Genomic DNA, 17,297 nt, shown 5'->3' with positions numbered 1-17,297 from the left:
CTCCTTCTCGGATACCGGACGTCCTTGCGTCCGTCATCCGATAAACGGTTGATAAGCCCACGTAGTTCCATGCGCAAATCACGTCGGCGAGGGGTCGCCAACGGATCAGGCAAACTGCTCCTGGATCAGCCTTTCCTCCAGGCCGTGGCCCGGATCGAACAGGATACGGTGCTCGATCCCCGGTTCGGAATGGACCTCGACCGACAGCACGTTGGTGACCGAGCGGGAATCGGCATCGGCCATCACGGGGCGCTTTTCCGGCTCCAGCACGTCGAACTGGATCGAGGCCGTCTTGCGCAGCAGCGCGCCGCGCCAGCGCCGGGGCCGGAACGGCGCGATTGCGGTCAGCGCCAGCACATCGGCACCGATCGGCAGGATCGGACCATGGGCGGAATAGTTGTAGGCGGTGGACCCGGCGGGCGTTGCCACCAGCGCCCCGTCGCAGACCAGTTCCGGCATCCGCACCCGGCCATCGACGCTGATGCGCAGCTTGGCCGCCTGCGGCCCCGCGCGCAGCAGCGAGACCTCGTTGATGGCCAGCGCCTCGTGGACCTTGCCGTCGGCGCGGGTGGCGCGCATCGACAGCGGGTTGATCACCTCTTCCTCGGCCCAGCCGACGCGGCGGTCCAGGTTGTCCTCGTCATAGCGGTTCATCAGGAAACCGATGGTGCCGCGATTCATGCCGTAGACCGGCGCGCTCAGGCCCTTGGTGCGGTGCAGCGTCGCCAGCATGAAGCCGTCTCCGCCCAACGCCACGATCACATCCGCTTCAGCCTCGGGCACCGAGCCATAGCGCTCGACCAGGCTTTTCCGCGCCGCCTGGGCCGCGGGCCCCCGGCTGGCGGTAAAAGCGAGCTTCATCCGTTCCGACCTTTCTGCAACAGGCCTGTCGTGTTCCGCCGCGTGGACAAGGTTTCCGAAGGCCGTCATTTCGGTCCGAAACAAGCACAATCCTCCCGAATGTGCCAGACCCCGCCGCTTTTCATGTTCATCATGACGATTTGGAGACTTCACCCCCCACCGGGTTCCTTGTAGGAAGCGCGCAAACCCTGCTGACGGAGTTTCGCCTATGACCGATACCGGCTTTTTCACCGAGTCCCTCTCCTCCCGTGATCCCGAGATCTTCGACGCCATCGGCAAGGAGCTTGGCCGCCAGCGCGACGAGATCGAGCTGATTGCCTCGGAGAACATCGTGAGCCGCGCCGTGATGGAGGCCCAAGGCTCCGTCATGACCAACAAATATGCCGAGGGCTACCCGGGCAAGCGCTACTACGGCGGCTGCCAGTTCGTCGACATCGCCGAAGATCTGGCGATCGAGCGCGCCAAGCAGCTGTTCGGCTGCGAATTCGTCAACGTGCAGCCGAACTCGGGGTCGCAGGCGAACCAGGGCGTGTTCACCGCCCTTCTGCAGCCGGGCGACACCATCCTGGGCATGTCGCTGGACGCCGGCGGCCACCTGACCCACGGCGCCAAGCCGAACCAGTCGGGCAAGTGGTTCAACGCCATCCAGTACGGCGTGCGCAAGCAAGACAGCCTGATCGACTACGAACAGATCCAGGAGCTGGCGAACGAGCACAAGCCGAAGCTGATCATCGCGGGTGGCTCGGCCATCCCGCGTCAGGTGGATTTCGTCAAGATGCGCGAGATCGCCGACAGCGTCGGTGCCTTCCTGATGGTCGACATGGCGCACTTTGCCGGTCTGGTCGCGGCAGGCGAGCACCCCTCGCCCTTCCCCCATGCCGACGTGGTGACCACCACCACCCACAAGACCCTGCGCGGTCCCCGTGGCGGCATGATCCTGACCAATGACGAAGCGATCGCCAAGAAGGTCAACTCGGCCATCTTCCCCGGCATCCAGGGCGGCCCGCTGATGCATGTCATCGCCGGCAAGGCCGTGGCCTTCGGCGAGGCCCTGCGCCCCGAGTTCAAGGACTACATCAAGCAGGTCCGTGCCAATGCCGTGGCGCTGGCGGATCAGCTGATGAAGGGCGGCCTCGACATCGTCACCGGCGGCACCGACACCCATGTCATGCTGGTCGACCTGCGCCCGAAAGGCGTCAAGGGCAACGCGACCGAAAAGGCCCTGGGCCGCGCCCACATCACCTGCAACAAGAACGGCATCCCCTTCGACCCGGAAAAGCCGATGGTGACCTCGGGCGTGCGTCTGGGCACCCCCGCCGGCACCACCCGCGGCTTCGGCGAGGCCGAGTTCCGCCAGATCGCCGACTGGATCGTCGAGGTCGTCGATGGCCTTGCCGCCAATGGTGAAGACGGCAATGCCGAGGTCGAAGCCAAGGTCCGTGGCGAAGTTGCGGCGCTCTGTGCCCGCTTCCCGCTCTACGAAGGTCTCTGAGACCCCTATACCTCGGAGGCAGCCTTGCCTCTTCCTTGCATGGGCGCTACGCAAGCGCCCATGCAGATCGTCCGGGATTACCAGTTCGTCACCGAAAACGCCCGCGGCTCCGTCGCCGCGATCGGCAATTTCGATGGCGTGCACCTCGGGCACCAGGCGGTGCTGGACATCGCCCGTGCCGAGGCCAAGCGGATCGGCGCCCCCCTGGGCGTGATCACCTTCGAACCCCATCCGCGCCAGGTCTTCGTGCCCGACGGGCCCGACTTTCGCCTGACCGGTTCGGCCGCGCGCGCCAGCCGTCTGGGCAAGCTGGGGGTCGATGTGCTGTACGAGCTGGCCTTCAACCCGGCCCTCTCGGGGCTGACGCCCCGCGATTTCGCCGAAAAGGTGCTGGTCCAGGGTCTGGGCGTGCGCCATGTGGTGGTGGGCAGCGATTTCTGTTTCGGCAAGGGCCGCGCCGGCACCGTCGAGACGCTGCGGGCCTTCGGCGCCGAGCTGGGCTTTGACGTCACCGTCGCCGAGCTGGTCGAGAAATCCGACACCGAGATCTCTTCGACCGCGATCCGGGCCGCCCTGCGCGACGGCCAGCCCCGCGAGGCCGCCGCCATGCTGGGCCACTGGCACCGCATCGAGGGCGAGGTCATCTCGGGCTTCCAGCGCGGTCGCGAGCTGGGCTTTCCCACTGCGAACATGTCGCTGGACGGGCTGCTGAAGCCGAAATTCGGCGTCTATGCGGTGCTGGTCGACATCCTGACCGGGCCCAACCAGGGCCGCTACCACGGCGCGGCATCCCTGGGGATGCGGCCGATGTTCGACGGCGAGGAACCGAACCTCGAAACCTTCATCTTCGATTTCCGCGCCGATATCTACGGCTGCATCCTGTCCATCGGCCTGGTCGACTACCTGCGCCCGGAAATGAAGTTCGACGGGCTGCCCGCCCTGATCGAACAGATGGACCGCGACTGCACCGAGGCCCGCCGCATCCTGGACGCGCTATGACCCCCCGAGATCCCATCGACCGTTCCGGCCTGCGCCCCCGCTTCTGGGAAACCGTGCCGCTGAAAAAGATGACCCAGGCCGAATGGGAGGCGCTGTGCGACGGCTGCGGCAAGTGCTGCCTGAACAAGCTTGAGGACGAGGAGACCGGCGAGGTCGCCCTGACCCGCGTCGCCTGCCGGCTGCTGGACGGCCATTCCTGCCGCTGCGCGCAATATCCGATCCGCCACCAGTTCGTGCCCGAATGCATTTCCCTGCGGATGCAGAACCTTGACCAGCACATGTACTGGATGCCGCAGACCTGCGCCTACCGGCTGCTGTGGGAAGGCCGTCCGCTCTATCACTGGCATCCGCTGATCTCGGGGGATGCGCAGTCGGTGCATGATGCGGGGGTTTCGGTCCAGGACATCACCGTGCCGGAATTCGAAGTCCCGGAAGAGGACTGGGAAGACTACATCATCGAGGAGCCCATCTGATGCACTTCAGCTCGGACAATGCGGGCATGGCGCATCCCGCCATCCTGCAGGCGGTTCTGGACGCCAACACCGGCTATGCCATGTCCTATGGCGCAGACGAGATCATGGAAGGCGTGCAGGACACCATCCGCGACCTGTTCGAGGCCCCCGAGGCCGCCGTCTATCTGGTTGCCACCGGCACCGCCGCGAACGTGCTGGCGCTGTCGACCCTGGCCCAGCCCTGGCAGACCGTCTATTGCAGCCCCGTCGCCCATATCCAGGAAGACGAATGCAACGCGCCCGAATTCTACATGGGCGGCGGCAAGCTGACGCCGATCGGCTTCGGCGACAAGATCACCCTTGATGATCTGGCGGCGGCGCTGGATGGCGGGCCGCAGCGCGCCGTGCATTCCGCCCAGCCCGGGCCGCTGTCGATCACCCAGGTGACCGAGAAGGGCCGCCTTTACACCATCGACGAGATCACCGAGCTGTGCACCATGTCCCATGCCTTCGGGCTGCCGGTGCACATGGACGGGGCGCGCTTTGCCAATGCGATCGCGGCGATGAATGTCGCGCCCGCCGACATGACCTGGCGGGCGGGCATTGATGCGCTCAGCTTCGGGGGCACCAAGAACGGCTGCCTGGGCGTCGAGGCGGTGATCCTCTTCGACCCCGAAAAAGCCTGGGAATTCGAGCTGCGCCGCAAGCGGGGCGCGCATCTCTTCTCCAAGCACCGCTACCTGTCGGCGCAGATGCAGGCCTATCTGGCGGATGACCTGTGGCTGGACATGGCGGGGGCGGCGAATGCCAACCTCTCGATGCTGGCCGACGGGATGCGGGATCTGGGCCTGGAATTCCTGGCCGAGCCGCAGGCCAACATCCTGTTCGCCTACCTGCCGCGCGCCATGCATGCCCGGCTGCAGCAGTCGGGCGCGCGCTATTCGGTCAGCAGCGCCTCGGCCTCGGATCCGGCGGAACCGGTGCTGGCGCGCTTCGTCTGCGACTGGTCCATTCCCACGGCGGATATCGACCAGTTCCTGCACATCGCGGCGGGCTGAGTCCTCCCGGCGGCAGGCCCGGCCCTGCCGCCGCTGATCCTTGGCACTGGCACTGGCGGATCGTCGCTGCTGCACCGATACCCGTGGATCCCGCTGGCTGCAGTATCAGATCCCGGCCGCCGCAACCGGCACTGCCCCGCAGGCCATCAGCCGTCAAAGCGCACCGCCCCAGGCGGCGCCATCATGGCCAGCCACCCGCCCCAGGGGTTTCGGCAGATCGTGGTCCCCGACCTTGCAGGGCCGTCACCCGTTGCCCCCTGGCCGCCTGCCCACCGTCAGATCCCGATGAAATCACGCAGCGTGTCGGCCACCACGGCCGCATGGGTGATCGGCCCCATATGCGCCGCCCCTGCCAGCACCTCGCGCCGGGCGCCAGGGATCAGCGCCGCCAGCGCATCGTTGATGCGCGCGGCAAAGACCGGGCTCTGGGCGCCCTCCATCAGCATCACCGGCATCGGCAGCGCGGCCACCCGTCCCCGCTGCAACATGCCGCCGGGATCCCCGTAATTGGTCTCGCGGATGGCATCGATCAGCCCGATGCGCGCGGCAAAGCCCTGGCGCTGTGCCTCGGGCAGGCGATCCCAGTCGCGGCCATCGCCCCAGACCGCCATGAATTCCCGCGCCGCCCCTTCCGCATCGCCCCGCTCCCATGCCCGGGCATAGGGCGCCATGACGGCGTCATGCTCGGCCTCAAGCCCCGGGAAGGCGCGAAAACCGGCGGTGAACAGCACCGGCTCGTACAGCGTGACCGAGCGCACCAGCTGCGGATGCTCGACCGCCAGCCGCAGCGCCACCGTGCCGCCAAAGCTGTGCCCCACCAGATGCACCGGTTCGTCGCCCCACATGGCGATCAGGCCCAGGGCCATTTCCATCGCCTGGTCCTGGAACACCTGGTCGGGATGCCAGGGACCGCTGCCGCCATGGCCGGGCTGGTCAAAGGCCCGCATCTGGGCCTGGCGCTGCAACCGCAGCGCAACGCCCTGCCAGGCACCGGAATGCGCCAGCGAGCAGTGGATCATCAGGATCTTCGGCCCCGCCTCGCCCCATTCGCGCCAGGCGGTCTCGGTGCCCTTGAAGCTCGAATGCAGCATCACAACCGCCCTTCCAGATGCGCCTGCAGATCGTCCAGCCGGTCATGACCCCAAAAGCGTTCCGCCCCATCGACGATGTAGAAGGGCGCCCCGAAGACGCCCGCCGCCAGCGCCTCGTCGGTGTAGCGCATCAGAGTCTCGGCGCCGCTCAGCAGGCCACGGTCCGCAAGCTCCGGGTCAAAGCCGCAGGCCGCAAGGCCCGCGCGCACCACCTCATCCTCGGCGACATTACGGTTCTCGGCCCAGCAGGCGCGCAGGAAATAGCGCACCAATGCGCCGGTGTCACCGCCCCCCGCCTGGTCGGCGGCGATGATGGCGTAGCTGGACGGCATCGGGTTGGCAGGAAAATATATCGGCTCCAGCTGCATCGGCAGACCGGATTTCGTGCGGGCGCGCTTCAGCTCCTGCAAGCGGTATTGCTGGCGCGGCAGGGAACGGTCCTGCGGCTTCACCCCGCCGGTTGCGGCAAAAATCCGTCCAAGATCAACGGGCTTGTAGCGGATCCGGGCGCCGGTCGCGGCCGCGATCTGCTCCAGCCGGTCGCCGGCCAGGTAGCTGAACGGGGAAAAGGTGGTGAAATAGTAATCAATATGTCGCGCCATCTGCGCCGCCTCCGGGGTCCGGGGTGATTTGGCAAGACCGTACCGGGGTGCTAAGGCGTGTTCAACGTCACGAATCTGTCTTACGCGCCGCTGCCGGAGCCTACCCCCATGCCGAATATCATCGAGCCCAAGCTGATCGCGGGCAATGCCAACATGCCGCTCGCCCAGGCCATCGCCCGCCGCATGTCCATGCACCGCGGCATGAACGTCGACCTGGTCGATGCCCGCGTCGAACGCTTCAACGACGGGGAAATCTTCGTCGAGGTCTTCGAGAACGTCCGCGGCGAGGACATGTTCGTCATCCAGCCGACCTCGAACCCGGCAAATGACAACCTGATGGAACTGCTGATCATGGCGGACGCGCTGCGCCGCTCCTCGGCGATGCGCATCACCGCGGTGATCCCCTATTTCGGCTATGCCCGCCAGGACCGCCGCACCAAGGCCCGCACGCCGATCACCGCCAAGCTGGTCGCCAACATGCTGGTCGAGGCCGGCGTCGAGCGCGTGCTGACGATGGACCTGCACGCCGCCCAGATCCAGGGCTTCTTCGACATCCCCGTCGACAACCTCTACGCCTCGCCGATCTTCGCGATGGACATCAAGGAAAAGTTCAAGGATCGGATGCAGGACGTCATGGTCGTCTCTCCGGACGTCGGCGGCGTGGCCCGCGCCCGCGAACTGGCCAAGCGCATCAACGCGCCGCTCTCGATCGTCGACAAACGCCGTGAAAAGCCCGGCGAGATTGCCGAAATGACCGTCATCGGCGAGGTCAAGGACAAGATCTGCATCATCGTCGACGACATCTGCGACACGGCCGGCACCCTCTGCAAGGCGGCGGAACTGCTGCTCGATTACGGCGCGACCGAGGTCCATTCCTACATCTCGCACGGCGTCCTCTCGGGCCCCGCGGTCGAGCGCATCTCGAACTCGGTCATGGAAAACCTGGTGATCACCGACTCGATCGCCGCCAACAAAGCCGTGCAGGCCTGCTCCAAGATCCGCATCCTGCCAACGGCGCCGATGTTCGCCCAGGCGATCCTGAACATCTGGAACGGCACCTCGGTCTCCTCGCTCTTCGAGACCGGCACGCTGGAGCCCATCTACGAAGGCTATTTCCGCGGCTGAGAGCGGTGCGGGGGGCTCTGCCCCCGCGCCTTTCGGCGCTCCCCCGGAGTATTTCCGGCCAGATGATAAAGAACCACCGAGGGGCCCCGACGCGGGCCCCTTCTTCATTTTCTTGTCTAAAATACCTCGGGGGAGTCTCCGCAGGAGACGGGGGCAGAGCCCCCCCACGCCCGTCCCCTATCCGCACTACCGCCTGCCAGCAAAGAACCCCTTCAGCAGCGCAGCCGCCTCGGCCTCGGCCAGGCCATCGTAGACTTCGGGGACATGATGCGCCTGAGGATGACAGAAGACCCGTGGCCCCTGCGCGACCCCACCCGATTTGGGATCCGCCGCCCCGTAATAAAGCCGCGCGATCCGCGCCGCCGAGATCAGCGCGGCGCAGAACGGGCAAGGCTCCAGCGTGACATAGAGGCTGTGGCCCGGCAGGCGCTCGGATCCGGCGGCGGCACAGGCGGTGCGGATCACCAGGACCTCGGCATGGGCCGAGGGGTCGTTCAGTTCGCGCGTGCGGTTGCCGGCCTGCGCCACCACCCGGCCCTGCGGGTCCAGCAGCACCGCCCCCACGGGCACTTCGCCGCGCGCTGCGGCGGCGCGGGCCTCGGCCAGGGCCAGATCCATGTGCGAGGTAAAGCTCATACGCCCTCTCTGCCCTGCGCCGCGCGGGCTGGCAAGATCGCAGCCCCTTCCCCGGGCCGCGGATCCGCGCTAGAGGCTGGTACATGACACGCAAGCCCACGCCCCGCCCGCACCCCAAGGATCAGACCGCCGCCGCCGCCCCCGAGGGCGAGCGCATTGCCAAGGTGCTGGCCCGCGCAGGCGTGGCCAGCCGCCGCGAGGCCGAGCGGATGATCGAGGCGGGCCAGGTCTCGGTCAACGGCAAGCGCATCGACAGCCCGGCGCTGAACGTCACGTCCGCTGACCGCATCCTGGTCGACGGCAAGCCGATTGCGACGCCGGAACCCTCGCGTGTGTGGCTGTATCACAAGCCCACCGGCCTGGTGACCACCACCAAGGACGAGCAGGGCCGCGCCACCATCTATGACGACCTGCCGCCCGAACTGCCCCGGGTGATGAGCGTCGGGCGCCTCGACCTGAACTCCGAAGGGCTGTTGCTGCTGACCAATGACGGCGAGCTGAAGCGCAAGCTGGAGCTGCCCTCGACCGGCTGGGTGCGCAAGTACCGCGTCCGCGTCAAGGGCAACCCCGTGGACGCCACCCTGGCGCCGCTGCGCGAGGGCGTCGTCGTCGATCAGGAGAAATTCCAGCCGATGGCGGTCAGCCTGGACCGTCAGCAGGGCGCCAATGCCTGGCTGACCATCGGCCTGCGCGAGGGCAAGAACCGCGAGATCCGCCGCGCCATGGAAAGCATCGGCCTGGTGGTGAACCGGCTGATCCGGGTGTCCTACGGTCCCTTCCAGCTGGGCACGCTGAAGCCCGGAGAAGTGCAGGAACTGCGCCCCCGCGTGCTGCGCGAACAGCTGGGGATCGAACTGGACGAGCCCGAGGAACCCACCGGCCGCCGTCCCGCCCGGCCACGTCCCGCCCCGAAGGCTGCCCGCCCCGCCCCCGAAGCCCCGCTGAAGCGCGGCAAGCCCGCGGGCCCGCGCCGCACCGCCAGCGATCTGGATACCCGCCCGCCGCGCCGGGGCGAGGCCGACAGCCGTCCCCCCCGTCGCAGCGGCGAAGCCGAGGGCCGCGGCCCCCGCCGCTTCGGCACCCAGGACACCGAGGGCCGTCCGCCGCGCCGCTTTGCGGCCGATGCTGACGCCAAGCCCGCCCGCCGCACCGCGGGCCCGGCCTCTGACAGCCGTCGCGGCGCCGAGACCGACAGCCGTCCCGAGCGCACCGAACGTCCGGCCCGTGGCAAGCCCCAGGGTGCACGTGCTGGCAAACCCGGCGCCTCGCCCCGGGGCGAGGCCCCCCGCAAGGGGGGGCCGCGCAACGATGGCCCGCGTACGAATGCCCGCACGGATGGGCCCCGCAAGGAAGGACCGCGCAGTGACGGCCCCCGCACCGGCGGGCCGCGTGGCAAGCCCCGCCGCCCCTGATCCCTGCGAGGATCAATCCCTGGGCATTCTCGGGGGCCGTCCTGCCCGTTCCCGGCAGATCCCTGCCGAAATTGCCCCTGTCAGGACCCTGTGGCGGTGACGGCAGGCCCCTGCCGCCCTAGCCTTTCGGACAGGTTTCCCGGTGCAGGTCCCGCGATGCGCGCAAGCTCCCCCGCCGCCGGATCCCTGCCGCAGGTCCGGCGCGGCAGGGTCCGCAGCCTCGCCCTGCCCGCCCTTCTGGGGCTGGTGGCGGGCTGCGGGCTGCTTCCCGGGGGCCATGACGCTCCTTCCAGCAGCCTGCGTCCGGTGCTGCCCGCACCGGTGCCGTCGCCCGCCCCCTCGGCGGCCTCGCGCGCCCTGCGGGCCCGTCTGCTGGCGGATCAGGACCGCTTGCTGGATGCAGGTCTGTTGCGCACCGATGCCGCCCGGGATCCGCCCTCCGGCCCGGAAGACAGCGCGCGGATCTTCCTCGATCTGGCGTTCCGTTCGGAATACGGCCCCTCGGGCGGTGTCCTGCACCGCTGGGACCAGCCAGTGACGCTGCAGATCGACTTCGGCGCCCGCGTGCCACCCGACCGCCGCATCGCTGACCGCCGCTTTATCGCGGCCTATCTGGCGCGGCTCTCGGCCGTGACGCGCCACGACATCCGCCTGGTGCCAAAAGACGGCCGCTTCCTGCTGCTGATCGCAGGCGAAGACGACCGCGCGGCCGCCGTCGCCCACCTGCGCCACCAGATCCCCGACCTGCCGCCCTCGGGCGTGGCGCGCCTGACCTACCTGCCCGAAAGCGTGCGCTGCCTGGTGCTGGGCTATGCCGACCCCGCCCGCGGCCCCGGCTATGCCCGTGCGGTGGCACTGGTGCGCGACGAACATCCCCCCCTGCTGCGCCACGCCTGCCTGCACGAGGAAATCGCCCAAGGCCTGGGGCTGGCCAGCGACAGCCCCGAGGCCGCGCCCTCGATCTTCAACGACGACGATGCCCAGGCCCTGCTGACACCCCTGGACGAAACCCTGCTGCGCATTCTCTACGATCCGCGCCTGCACGCCGGCATGACCCGCGCCCAGGCCACCCCCCTGGTGCAACAGATCGCGCAAGAGATCGCGACCGGCGGCTGATCCCTCTCGCCCCCGCGCGCGCACCCCGCTAGGTCTGGGGGTCAGAGGTCAAGGAAAGGACAGAAGATGCGCGCCTTGCTGCAAAGGGTGACCGGGGCCGAGGTCCGGGTCGACGGAGAGCTGATCGGCCAGTGCGGCCAAGGCCTGATGATCCTGGTCTGCGCCATGCAGGGCGATGGCCCAGAAAACGCGCAGAAACTGGCACAGCGCATCGCCAAGCAGCGTATCTTCCGCGACGAGGCCGACAAGATGAACCTCTCGGTCCGCGACATCGGCGGCAGCGCCCTGGTGATCAGCCAGTTCACCCTGGCCGCCGACACCAGCCGCGGCAATCGCCCCGGCTTTTCCGCCGCCGCCCGCCCCGAAGAGGGCCGCGCCCTTTATGAGACCTTCGCCACGGCCCTCGCCGCCGAGGGCATCCCGACCCAGACCGGCCGCTTCGGCGCCGACATGAAGGTCTCCCTCACCAACGACGGCCCGGTCACCATCTGGATCGAAGCCTGAGCCCTCGCCATCCGGCCAACGGCCGATCTGCCACACCAGACCGGAAAACCGCATGACCCTTGCTTCCCTCAACATCGGCCTGGCCCTGCGGGTGGGCCTGGCCCTGGCGCTGCTGATCGCGCTTGACCAGGCGCTTGGCCTGTCGGCCGCCCAGCGCCTGCCGATGTTCGGCGCAGCCTTCGCCACCTCGACCGGTGCCCGGTGGGAACTGGCCGGGCGGCGCTGGCCGATCGTCGGCATCGACCTCATGGGTAAGTCCTTCGGCCTGCTGACGGGCTACTGGGCCGCGGGCATCGCGCTGCCGGGCACCGACATGACGCTGCTGATGCCCTGCCTGGTGCTGGCGGCGGCAGGCATCGGGTCGCTGACGCTGACACACCGGGGGCTCTGGTGGGTCAGCGTGCAAAGCTTCGTCTTCTTCGGCATCGGCGGCCTGCTGTCGGGACGCATCGACGATCCGCTGGGCGCGGCGGGGCTGGCGCTGGCGGGGGCGGGCTTCATGGTCATGATCCTCGACCTGCCGCGGCTCCTGCGCCGGCCGATCAGCGCCCGCGAGCCGCGCGCCACGCTGCTCGATGCCCGCGCGGTGCTGTCAAACCCGGGCCGGGCGATGCTCCTGCGACTGGCGTTCATCTCGGCGCTGACGGTGGCGCTTTCGTATTTCGCCGCCACGGCCCTTGGCCTGCAGCGCGCCTATTGGGCGCCGATGGCGGCGGTCCTGGCACTGCGCCCCGACTACATGGAGACCCTCAGCCGCGTCCTCATGCGCTCGCTCTGGACGCTGGTCGGCTGCGCCCTGCCGACGCTCGCCATGCTGATCCTGCCACCAAGCCAGATCACCTGGTACGCGCTCTTCGTGCTGTCGGCCATGGCCACCGCCCTGGTGAACGGCCAGCAGTTCCGCTACTTCATCGCCTTCCTGACGGCGACGCTGATCCTGATGATCTCGATGGCCACCGGAGGCCTGGTCGAGAACGCCGAAACCCGCCTCTATGCCACAGCCCTTGGCGGGGGCCTCGCCTTCGCGGTCAGCTGGATGGTGGGCCGCCTCGCACCGCTCTTTCACGCCAACGCCCGCCCCCATCCCCCCGACCCGAAGGAATAGCGCCCCGTTCCCTGTCATCTGACCATAAATACTCCGGGGGAATCGCGCGGCACGCGCGATGGGGGCAGCGCCCCCCCTTCTTCACCGCCTCCCAAGGCCGTCGCTCAGACCGATACCTCTGCCATCAGCGCCGCCCGGCTGATCCCGGCCTTGTCACCTGCCGCCGTCACCCGGCCCCGCCGCATCACGCAGAACCGGTCCGCCAGCGCATAGGCAAAGTCGAAATACTGCTCGACCAGCACGATCGCCATGTCGCCCCGATCCCGCAGATATTCGATCACCCGGCCGATCTGCTGGATGATGTTGGGCTGGATGCCCTCCGTCGGCTCGTCCAGCAGCAAGAGCTTCGGCTTGGTCAGCATCGCCCGCGCAATCGCCAGCTGCTGCTGTTGGCCCCCCGACAGATCGCCCCCCCGCCGGTGCAGGAAGTCCCTCAGGATCGGGAACAGTTCATAGATCTCGTCGGGGATGTGATGCTCGGACCGGGGCAGGCAGGCATAGGCGGTCTCCATGTTCTCCTGCACGCTCAGCAGCGGAAAGATCATCCGCCCCTGCGGCACGTAGCCCACGCCCTTTCTGGCCAGCAGATGCGCCGGCAACCGGCCCAGGTCCTCGCCATCCAGCCGCATCTCGCCGCCGGATCGCGGATGCGTCCCCGAGATCGCCTTCAGAAGCGAGGTCTTGCCCACCCCGTTGGTGCCCATGATGCAGGTCACCTCGCCCTTGCGCGCCTGCAGGTCGATCCCGTGCAGGATCTGGCTTTGTCCGTAATGCAGGGTCAGACCCTTGATTTCCAGCATCTCTCAGCGCCCCAGGTAAACCTCGATGACCTTCGGATCGGCGGTGACATGATCCAGCGACCCCTCGGCCAGCACCGACCCCTCGTGCAGCACCGTGACCTTGCAGCCCAGGCGCCGGACAAAGTCCATGTCATGCTCGACCACAACCACCGCGCGGGTCTTTGCCAGCCCCACCAGCAGGGCGGTCGTGTGTTCCCGCTCGGCCAGCGTCATGCCGGCGGCGGGTTCGTCGATCAGCATCAGCCGCGGCTCCTGCGCCAGCAGCATCGCGATCTCAAGCCATTGCTTCTGGCCATGCGACAGCTCTCCGGCGATGCGTGCCAGCGCGTCGCCCAGGCCCACCTCGGCGGCCAGTTCGGCGACGCGGGTGCGGTCGGCCCGTGTTGGACGGTAGAAGAGGCAGGCGAAGGCGCCACGCGGGTTCTTCAGCGCCATCAGCAGGTTGTCGTGTACCGACTGGGTTTCGAAGACGGTGGGTTTCTGGAACTTGCGGCCAAGCCCCGCCCGGGCGATCTGCGCCTCGCGCAGCTTCAGCAGGTTGACCGATCTTTCCCCCCAGAGGACCCGGCCCGCGTCGGGGCGGGTCTTGCCGGTGACGATATCCATGAAGGTGGTCTTGCCAGCACCGTTCGGACCGATGATGGCGCGCAGCTCGGCCGGGCCGATCTGGAACGACAGGTTGTTGATGGCGCGGAAGCCGTCGAAGCTGACCGAGACGCCGGAAACCTCCAGAAGCGCGCTCATGGGCGGCCCCGGCGCAGGTCGAACAGGCCCCCGATGCCCCGGGGCGCCAGCAGCGTCACCAGCACGAAGCTGAGGCCCAGCAGCACCTGCCACCAGTCGACCCAGTTCAGCGTATACCCCCCGAGGCGCAGCGGCGGCACCAGCCCGCCGGTGAACCAGGTCGAGACAAGGCTGACGACGGCCGCGCCGATCACCGCCCCATAGAGCCTGCCGCGCCCGCCGATCGCCACCCAGACCGCCAGGTAGATCGAGGCGATGGGCGCCATTTCACCGGGGTTGATGATGCCCGCCTGAGGGTAGTAAAGCGCCCCCGCGACGGCGGCGAGCAGCGCGCTGAAGGTGAAGACGAACAGCTTGTAGCCCTCGACCGGGTAGCCCAGGAAGCGCACGCGGGCCTCGTCGTCGCGGATGCCGCGCACCACCGAGCCGAACTTGCCCGAGACCACCCAGGCGCAGAGCACATAGCCCATCGCCAGAGCCAGCGCCGAGCCCCAGAGGAACCACAGCGACACCAGATCCTGCGAGGCACCGACCCCGGGCAGGTTCTGCAGCCCCGAGAGACCGTTGTTGCCGCGCAGCCCGCTTTCGTTCTGGAAGAGATAGAGCGAGAGCGCCAGCGTCATCGCCTGGGTCAGGATCGAGAGATACACGCCGGTGACGCGCGAGCGGAACGCCAGCCAGCCGAAGACCAGCGCCAGCAGCCCCGGCACCAGCAGCACCAGGATCAGCTGCGCCGTCAGGCTGTGGGCAAAGGCCCAGACGGGCGGAAAATCCGACGATCCGACGACGCCGAAGATCTGGCTGCCGATGGCGTCGCGGATCTCGGCCGGGGTGGGCGGGATCGGCGCGTTCGAGAGGCTTTCGACGACGATGATCTGCGTGCGGGCATACATCAGCCACATGCCGATCATGTAGCCTCCGAGGCCGAAGAAGGCGAAATGGCCAAGCGACAGGATCCCGCAGTAGCCCCAGACCAGATCCATGGCGAGGGCCGCCAGGCACAGGCACAGCGTCTTGCCCAGCGTCTTGACGAAGGAGGTCGAGACGAGGCCGCTGCCGGTCACCGGCGCCAGCATCGTCACGCCCAGGGTGAAGACCGCGAGGCAGGCCAGGAAGAGGAGGATCGAGGGGTGGCGGGCGAAGAGGCTGCGGGTCATGCCGGCGATCCGGTGGCGGGGGGGATGGGGGGCTCTGCCCCCATCGGCTGCGCCGATTCCCCCGAGGTATTTGGAACAAGAAAATGGGTCATGCGGGGGCTCCCGGAGGGGGCGGCACGGGGCGGCGGTCGAGATTGGCGGGGGTGCCCTTGGGGATCATGGCTCAGTCTCCTGCGGCGCGGCCCCTGAGGGCGATGATGCCCCGCGGCCGGAACTGGATGAAGATGATGATGAAGATGATCATGTAGGTCTGGGCGGCGAGGGTGTTGGAGGGGTTGAACCACTCGATCCCCTTTTGCAGCGTGCCGATCATCGCGGCGCCAAGGAGCGCGCCCCAGATGTTGCCGACGCCGCCCACCACCACGGTCATGAAGCTTTGGACGATGTACTGCTGGCCGATTTCCGAGGTGACCTGGGCGTAGAGTCCGATGGCGACGCCGGCGATGCCCGCGATGCCGGAGCCGAGGCCGAAGGTCAGCATGTTGACCCGGTCGGGGTTGATCCCCATCGAGGCCGCCATCCGGGGGTTCTGGGTGACGGCGCGGGTTTCGAGGCCGAGGCGGGTGTGCTTCATCAGCAGCAGGAAGAAGCCCAGGAACAGCAGCGCCAGGCCGAAGATGGCGATGCGGATGTAGGAGATGCCGACGATGTCGTTGAGCACCCAGGAACCGTCGAGCCAGGCGGGCGCGGTGAGGGGCCGGGCCTGGGTGCCGAAGATCGTCTTGGCGATCTGCTGCAGGGCGATCGAGATGCCGAAGGTGGCAAGCAGCGTTTCCAGCGGCCGGGCGTAGAGGTGGCGGATGACCAGGCGCTCCATCGCGATGCCGGCCGCGAAGGTGACGAGGAAAGCGAGCGGGATCGCCACCAGAATCGAGACGGTGTAATCGGGGATCAGCTGCTGGACGACATAGCCGGTATAGGCGCCCATCATGATGAATTCGCCATGGGCCATGTTTATCACCCCCATGACGCCGAAGGTGATCGCCAGGCCGATCGCCGCCAGGAAGTAGATCGAGCCCAGCGACAGCGCATCAAGCGACAGATCGAGCGCCTGCATCAGCCCGACGATCCGGCCGGTGCGGGCCAGGGCCGCGCGGGCGGCATCGGTGACGGCGGCAGAGGGTTCGGTGTACTGGTCCCAGAAGGCATGGGCGGCCAGGGCCTGGTCGATCTGGTCCGGGTCGGCGGCGGCGGGGGCCAGGCCCGCCTGCACCAGCGCCGCATGGGCGCGCGCGCGGGCCGCGGGATCCGAGAGCTGGTGCAGCGGCACGCCGCCGACCTGGCCCTGCTCGATATGGGCGGCAAGGGTGTCGCGCAGGGTCTGGGGGGTCAGGCGGGGCGGCGCCAGATGGGCCGCGACCAGCAGGTCATAGGCGGCGTCGCGCGGCAGGGCATCGCTGCCCGGCGTCAGTCGGGCGGCGATATTGGCGCCTTCGGGCAGCGCCGGGGCGGCATGGCGGGTGGTGGCCAGCAGAGGGTTCAGCGCCGCGCGCACATCGACGCCGGTATCGCCCGCAACGCTGCGGATCGCGGCCACGCGGGTCTGGGGGTCCTCGGCGAAGCGGATGGTCAGCAGGGTCAGCAGGCGCAGCTTGCGGGCGCGCAGGGCGGGATCGGGTTCATCGCCCAGCGAGGCGCGCAGGGGCGCGAGGTGACCCGGTTCGGCGGCGCGGTCGATGGCATCGAGCGCCGCCCTGCGCACCGCGGGATCGGGGTCCGACAGCTGGAAGCGCACCAGCGCCGCGCCGATCAGCGCCTGGATGCCGGTGTTGGGCTTCAGCTGGGTCAGCTGGTCGCGGGGCAGCGTCGCCACGCGCTGGCCGGTGTCGAAATCGATCAGGTCGTACTGCCCGCCCGCCGCCGGTTCGGCGCGGAAGAACAGCCCGTCCGAGGTCCTTTGCCACATCTCGCGCGCGGCCCAGGTCGACAGGACCTGTGGCACCTGCGGCAGGCCCGATGCGGCAATGGCGTCGATCGCCGGCTGGATCGTCTTGCGGGAACTTTGCAGCAGCAGCGGCGCCTGCGCCTGCAGCACGCTCTGCATCGGGCCCTGCTGGGCATGAAGCGCGGGCGGCAGCAGCAGGCAGGCCAGCGCCGCGAGAAGGCGTATCAGCATGAAACCCCGTGGCGGAAGAAGAGGACG

The 17,297-nt window shown here is 68.4% G+C and carries 17 protein-coding genes; 9 read left to right on the top strand and 8 right to left on the bottom strand.

The window, feature by feature from the left end:
- Positions 1 to 105: 105 nt before the first annotated feature.
- Positions 106 to 861, bottom strand: a complete 756-nt coding sequence (locus AC2ITM_RS05275) for an NAD kinase (protein ID WP_486468778.1) — start codon at positions 859 to 861, stop codon at positions 106 to 108.
- Between the two features lie 208 nt (positions 862 to 1,069).
- Here AC2ITM_RS05275 and glyA point away from each other — a divergent pair, with 208 nt between their 5' ends.
- The 4 genes from glyA to AC2ITM_RS05255 are packed head-to-tail and all read left to right on the top strand — an operon-like array spanning position 1,070 to position 4,862.
- Positions 1,070 to 2,353, top strand: coding sequence for a serine hydroxymethyltransferase (gene glyA / locus AC2ITM_RS05270; RefSeq protein ID WP_486468777.1), 1,284 nt, complete (start codon positions 1,070 to 1,072; stop codon positions 2,351 to 2,353).
- 60 nt (positions 2,354 to 2,413) lie between these two features.
- Positions 2,414 to 3,352, top strand: coding sequence for a bifunctional riboflavin kinase/FAD synthetase (locus AC2ITM_RS05265; RefSeq protein WP_486468776.1), 939 nt, complete (start codon positions 2,414 to 2,416; stop codon positions 3,350 to 3,352).
- Positions 3,349 to 3,825, top strand: a complete 477-nt coding sequence (locus AC2ITM_RS05260) for a YcgN family cysteine cluster protein (RefSeq protein WP_486468775.1) — start codon at positions 3,349 to 3,351, stop codon at positions 3,823 to 3,825. Before AC2ITM_RS05265 ends, AC2ITM_RS05260 begins: the two co-directional genes overlap by 4 nt.
- Complete coding sequence (locus AC2ITM_RS05255; protein ID WP_486468774.1) at positions 3,825 to 4,862, top strand: threonine aldolase family protein; 1,038 nt, start codon at positions 3,825 to 3,827, stop codon at positions 4,860 to 4,862. Before AC2ITM_RS05260 ends, AC2ITM_RS05255 begins: the two co-directional genes overlap by 1 nt.
- Before the next feature lie 275 nt (positions 4,863 to 5,137).
- Here the strand turns inward: AC2ITM_RS05255 and AC2ITM_RS05250 are convergent, their stop codons facing one another.
- Both AC2ITM_RS05250 and AC2ITM_RS05245 read right to left on the bottom strand, forming a co-directional pair.
- On the bottom strand, positions 5,138 to 5,953 hold the full coding sequence (locus AC2ITM_RS05250) for an alpha/beta fold hydrolase (RefSeq protein ID WP_486468773.1): 816 nt from the start codon (positions 5,951 to 5,953) through the stop codon (positions 5,138 to 5,140).
- Positions 5,953 to 6,555, bottom strand: a complete 603-nt coding sequence (locus AC2ITM_RS05245; RefSeq protein ID WP_486468772.1) for a DsbA family protein — start codon at positions 6,553 to 6,555, stop codon at positions 5,953 to 5,955. The genes AC2ITM_RS05250 and AC2ITM_RS05245 overlap by 1 nt, the downstream gene beginning before the upstream one ends.
- A gap of 108 nt (positions 6,556 to 6,663) precedes the next feature.
- Between AC2ITM_RS05245 and AC2ITM_RS05240 the strand changes: the two genes are divergently transcribed.
- Positions 6,664 to 7,680, top strand: a complete 1,017-nt coding sequence (locus tag AC2ITM_RS05240) for a ribose-phosphate pyrophosphokinase (protein ID WP_486468771.1) — start codon at positions 6,664 to 6,666, stop codon at positions 7,678 to 7,680.
- A gap of 186 nt (positions 7,681 to 7,866) precedes the next feature.
- On the opposite strand, the gene AC2ITM_RS05235 is transcribed toward AC2ITM_RS05240, so the two are convergent.
- Positions 7,867 to 8,316, bottom strand: a complete 450-nt coding sequence (locus tag AC2ITM_RS05235; RefSeq protein ID WP_486468770.1) for a nucleoside deaminase — start codon at positions 8,314 to 8,316, stop codon at positions 7,867 to 7,869.
- An 83-nt stretch (positions 8,317 to 8,399) separates the two neighbouring features.
- Between AC2ITM_RS05235 and AC2ITM_RS05230 the strand changes: the two genes are divergently transcribed.
- From AC2ITM_RS05230 to AC2ITM_RS05215, 4 genes are all read left to right on the top strand, one after another.
- Positions 8,400 to 9,728 carry a pseudouridine synthase gene (locus tag AC2ITM_RS05230; RefSeq protein ID WP_486468769.1) on the top strand — a complete coding sequence of 443 codons (1,329 nt, stop codon included), beginning with the start codon at positions 8,400 to 8,402 and terminating at the stop codon, positions 9,726 to 9,728.
- Positions 9,729 to 9,884: 156 nt separating this feature from the next.
- Complete coding sequence (locus tag AC2ITM_RS05225; protein WP_486468768.1) at positions 9,885 to 10,844, top strand: DUF2927 domain-containing protein; 960 nt, start codon at positions 9,885 to 9,887, stop codon at positions 10,842 to 10,844.
- 66 nt (positions 10,845 to 10,910) lie between these two features.
- On the top strand, positions 10,911 to 11,348 hold the full coding sequence (dtd, locus tag AC2ITM_RS05220; protein ID WP_486468767.1) for a D-aminoacyl-tRNA deacylase: 438 nt from the start codon (positions 10,911 to 10,913) through the stop codon (positions 11,346 to 11,348).
- A 52-nt stretch (positions 11,349 to 11,400) separates the two neighbouring features.
- On the top strand, positions 11,401 to 12,453 hold the full coding sequence (locus AC2ITM_RS05215) for an FUSC family protein (RefSeq protein ID WP_486468766.1): 1,053 nt from the start codon (positions 11,401 to 11,403) through the stop codon (positions 12,451 to 12,453).
- 104 nt (positions 12,454 to 12,557) lie between these two features.
- Here the strand turns inward: AC2ITM_RS05215 and urtE are convergent, their stop codons facing one another.
- The 4 genes from urtE to urtB all read right to left on the bottom strand — a co-directional run bounded on the left by urtE (position 12,558) and on the right by urtB (position 17,270).
- On the bottom strand, positions 12,558 to 13,253 hold the full coding sequence (urtE, locus tag AC2ITM_RS05210) for an urea ABC transporter ATP-binding subunit UrtE (RefSeq protein WP_486468765.1): 696 nt from the start codon (positions 13,251 to 13,253) through the stop codon (positions 12,558 to 12,560).
- 3 nt (positions 13,254 to 13,256) lie between these two features.
- Positions 13,257 to 13,997: an urea ABC transporter ATP-binding protein UrtD gene (gene urtD / locus AC2ITM_RS05205; RefSeq protein WP_486468764.1), complete on the bottom strand. Its 741-nt coding sequence runs from the start codon at positions 13,995 to 13,997 to the stop codon at positions 13,257 to 13,259.
- Positions 13,994 to 15,154: an urea ABC transporter permease subunit UrtC gene (gene urtC / locus AC2ITM_RS05200; protein WP_486468763.1), complete on the bottom strand. Its 1,161-nt coding sequence runs from the start codon at positions 15,152 to 15,154 to the stop codon at positions 13,994 to 13,996. Before urtC ends, urtD begins: the two co-directional genes overlap by 4 nt.
- Positions 15,155 to 15,317: 163 nt before the next feature.
- Entirely contained in the window at positions 15,318 to 17,270 is a 1,953-nt protein-coding gene (urtB, locus tag AC2ITM_RS05195; RefSeq protein ID WP_486468762.1) for an urea ABC transporter permease subunit UrtB, read from the bottom strand.
- Between the last annotated feature and the right edge of the window lie 27 nt (positions 17,271 to 17,297).

The sequence above is a fragment of the Pseudooceanicola sp. NS-SX9 genome (assembly GCF_057380705.1).
The sequence above is the reverse complement of the archived record's forward strand: the minus strand, read 5'-3'. Positions and strand labels throughout refer to the sequence as shown.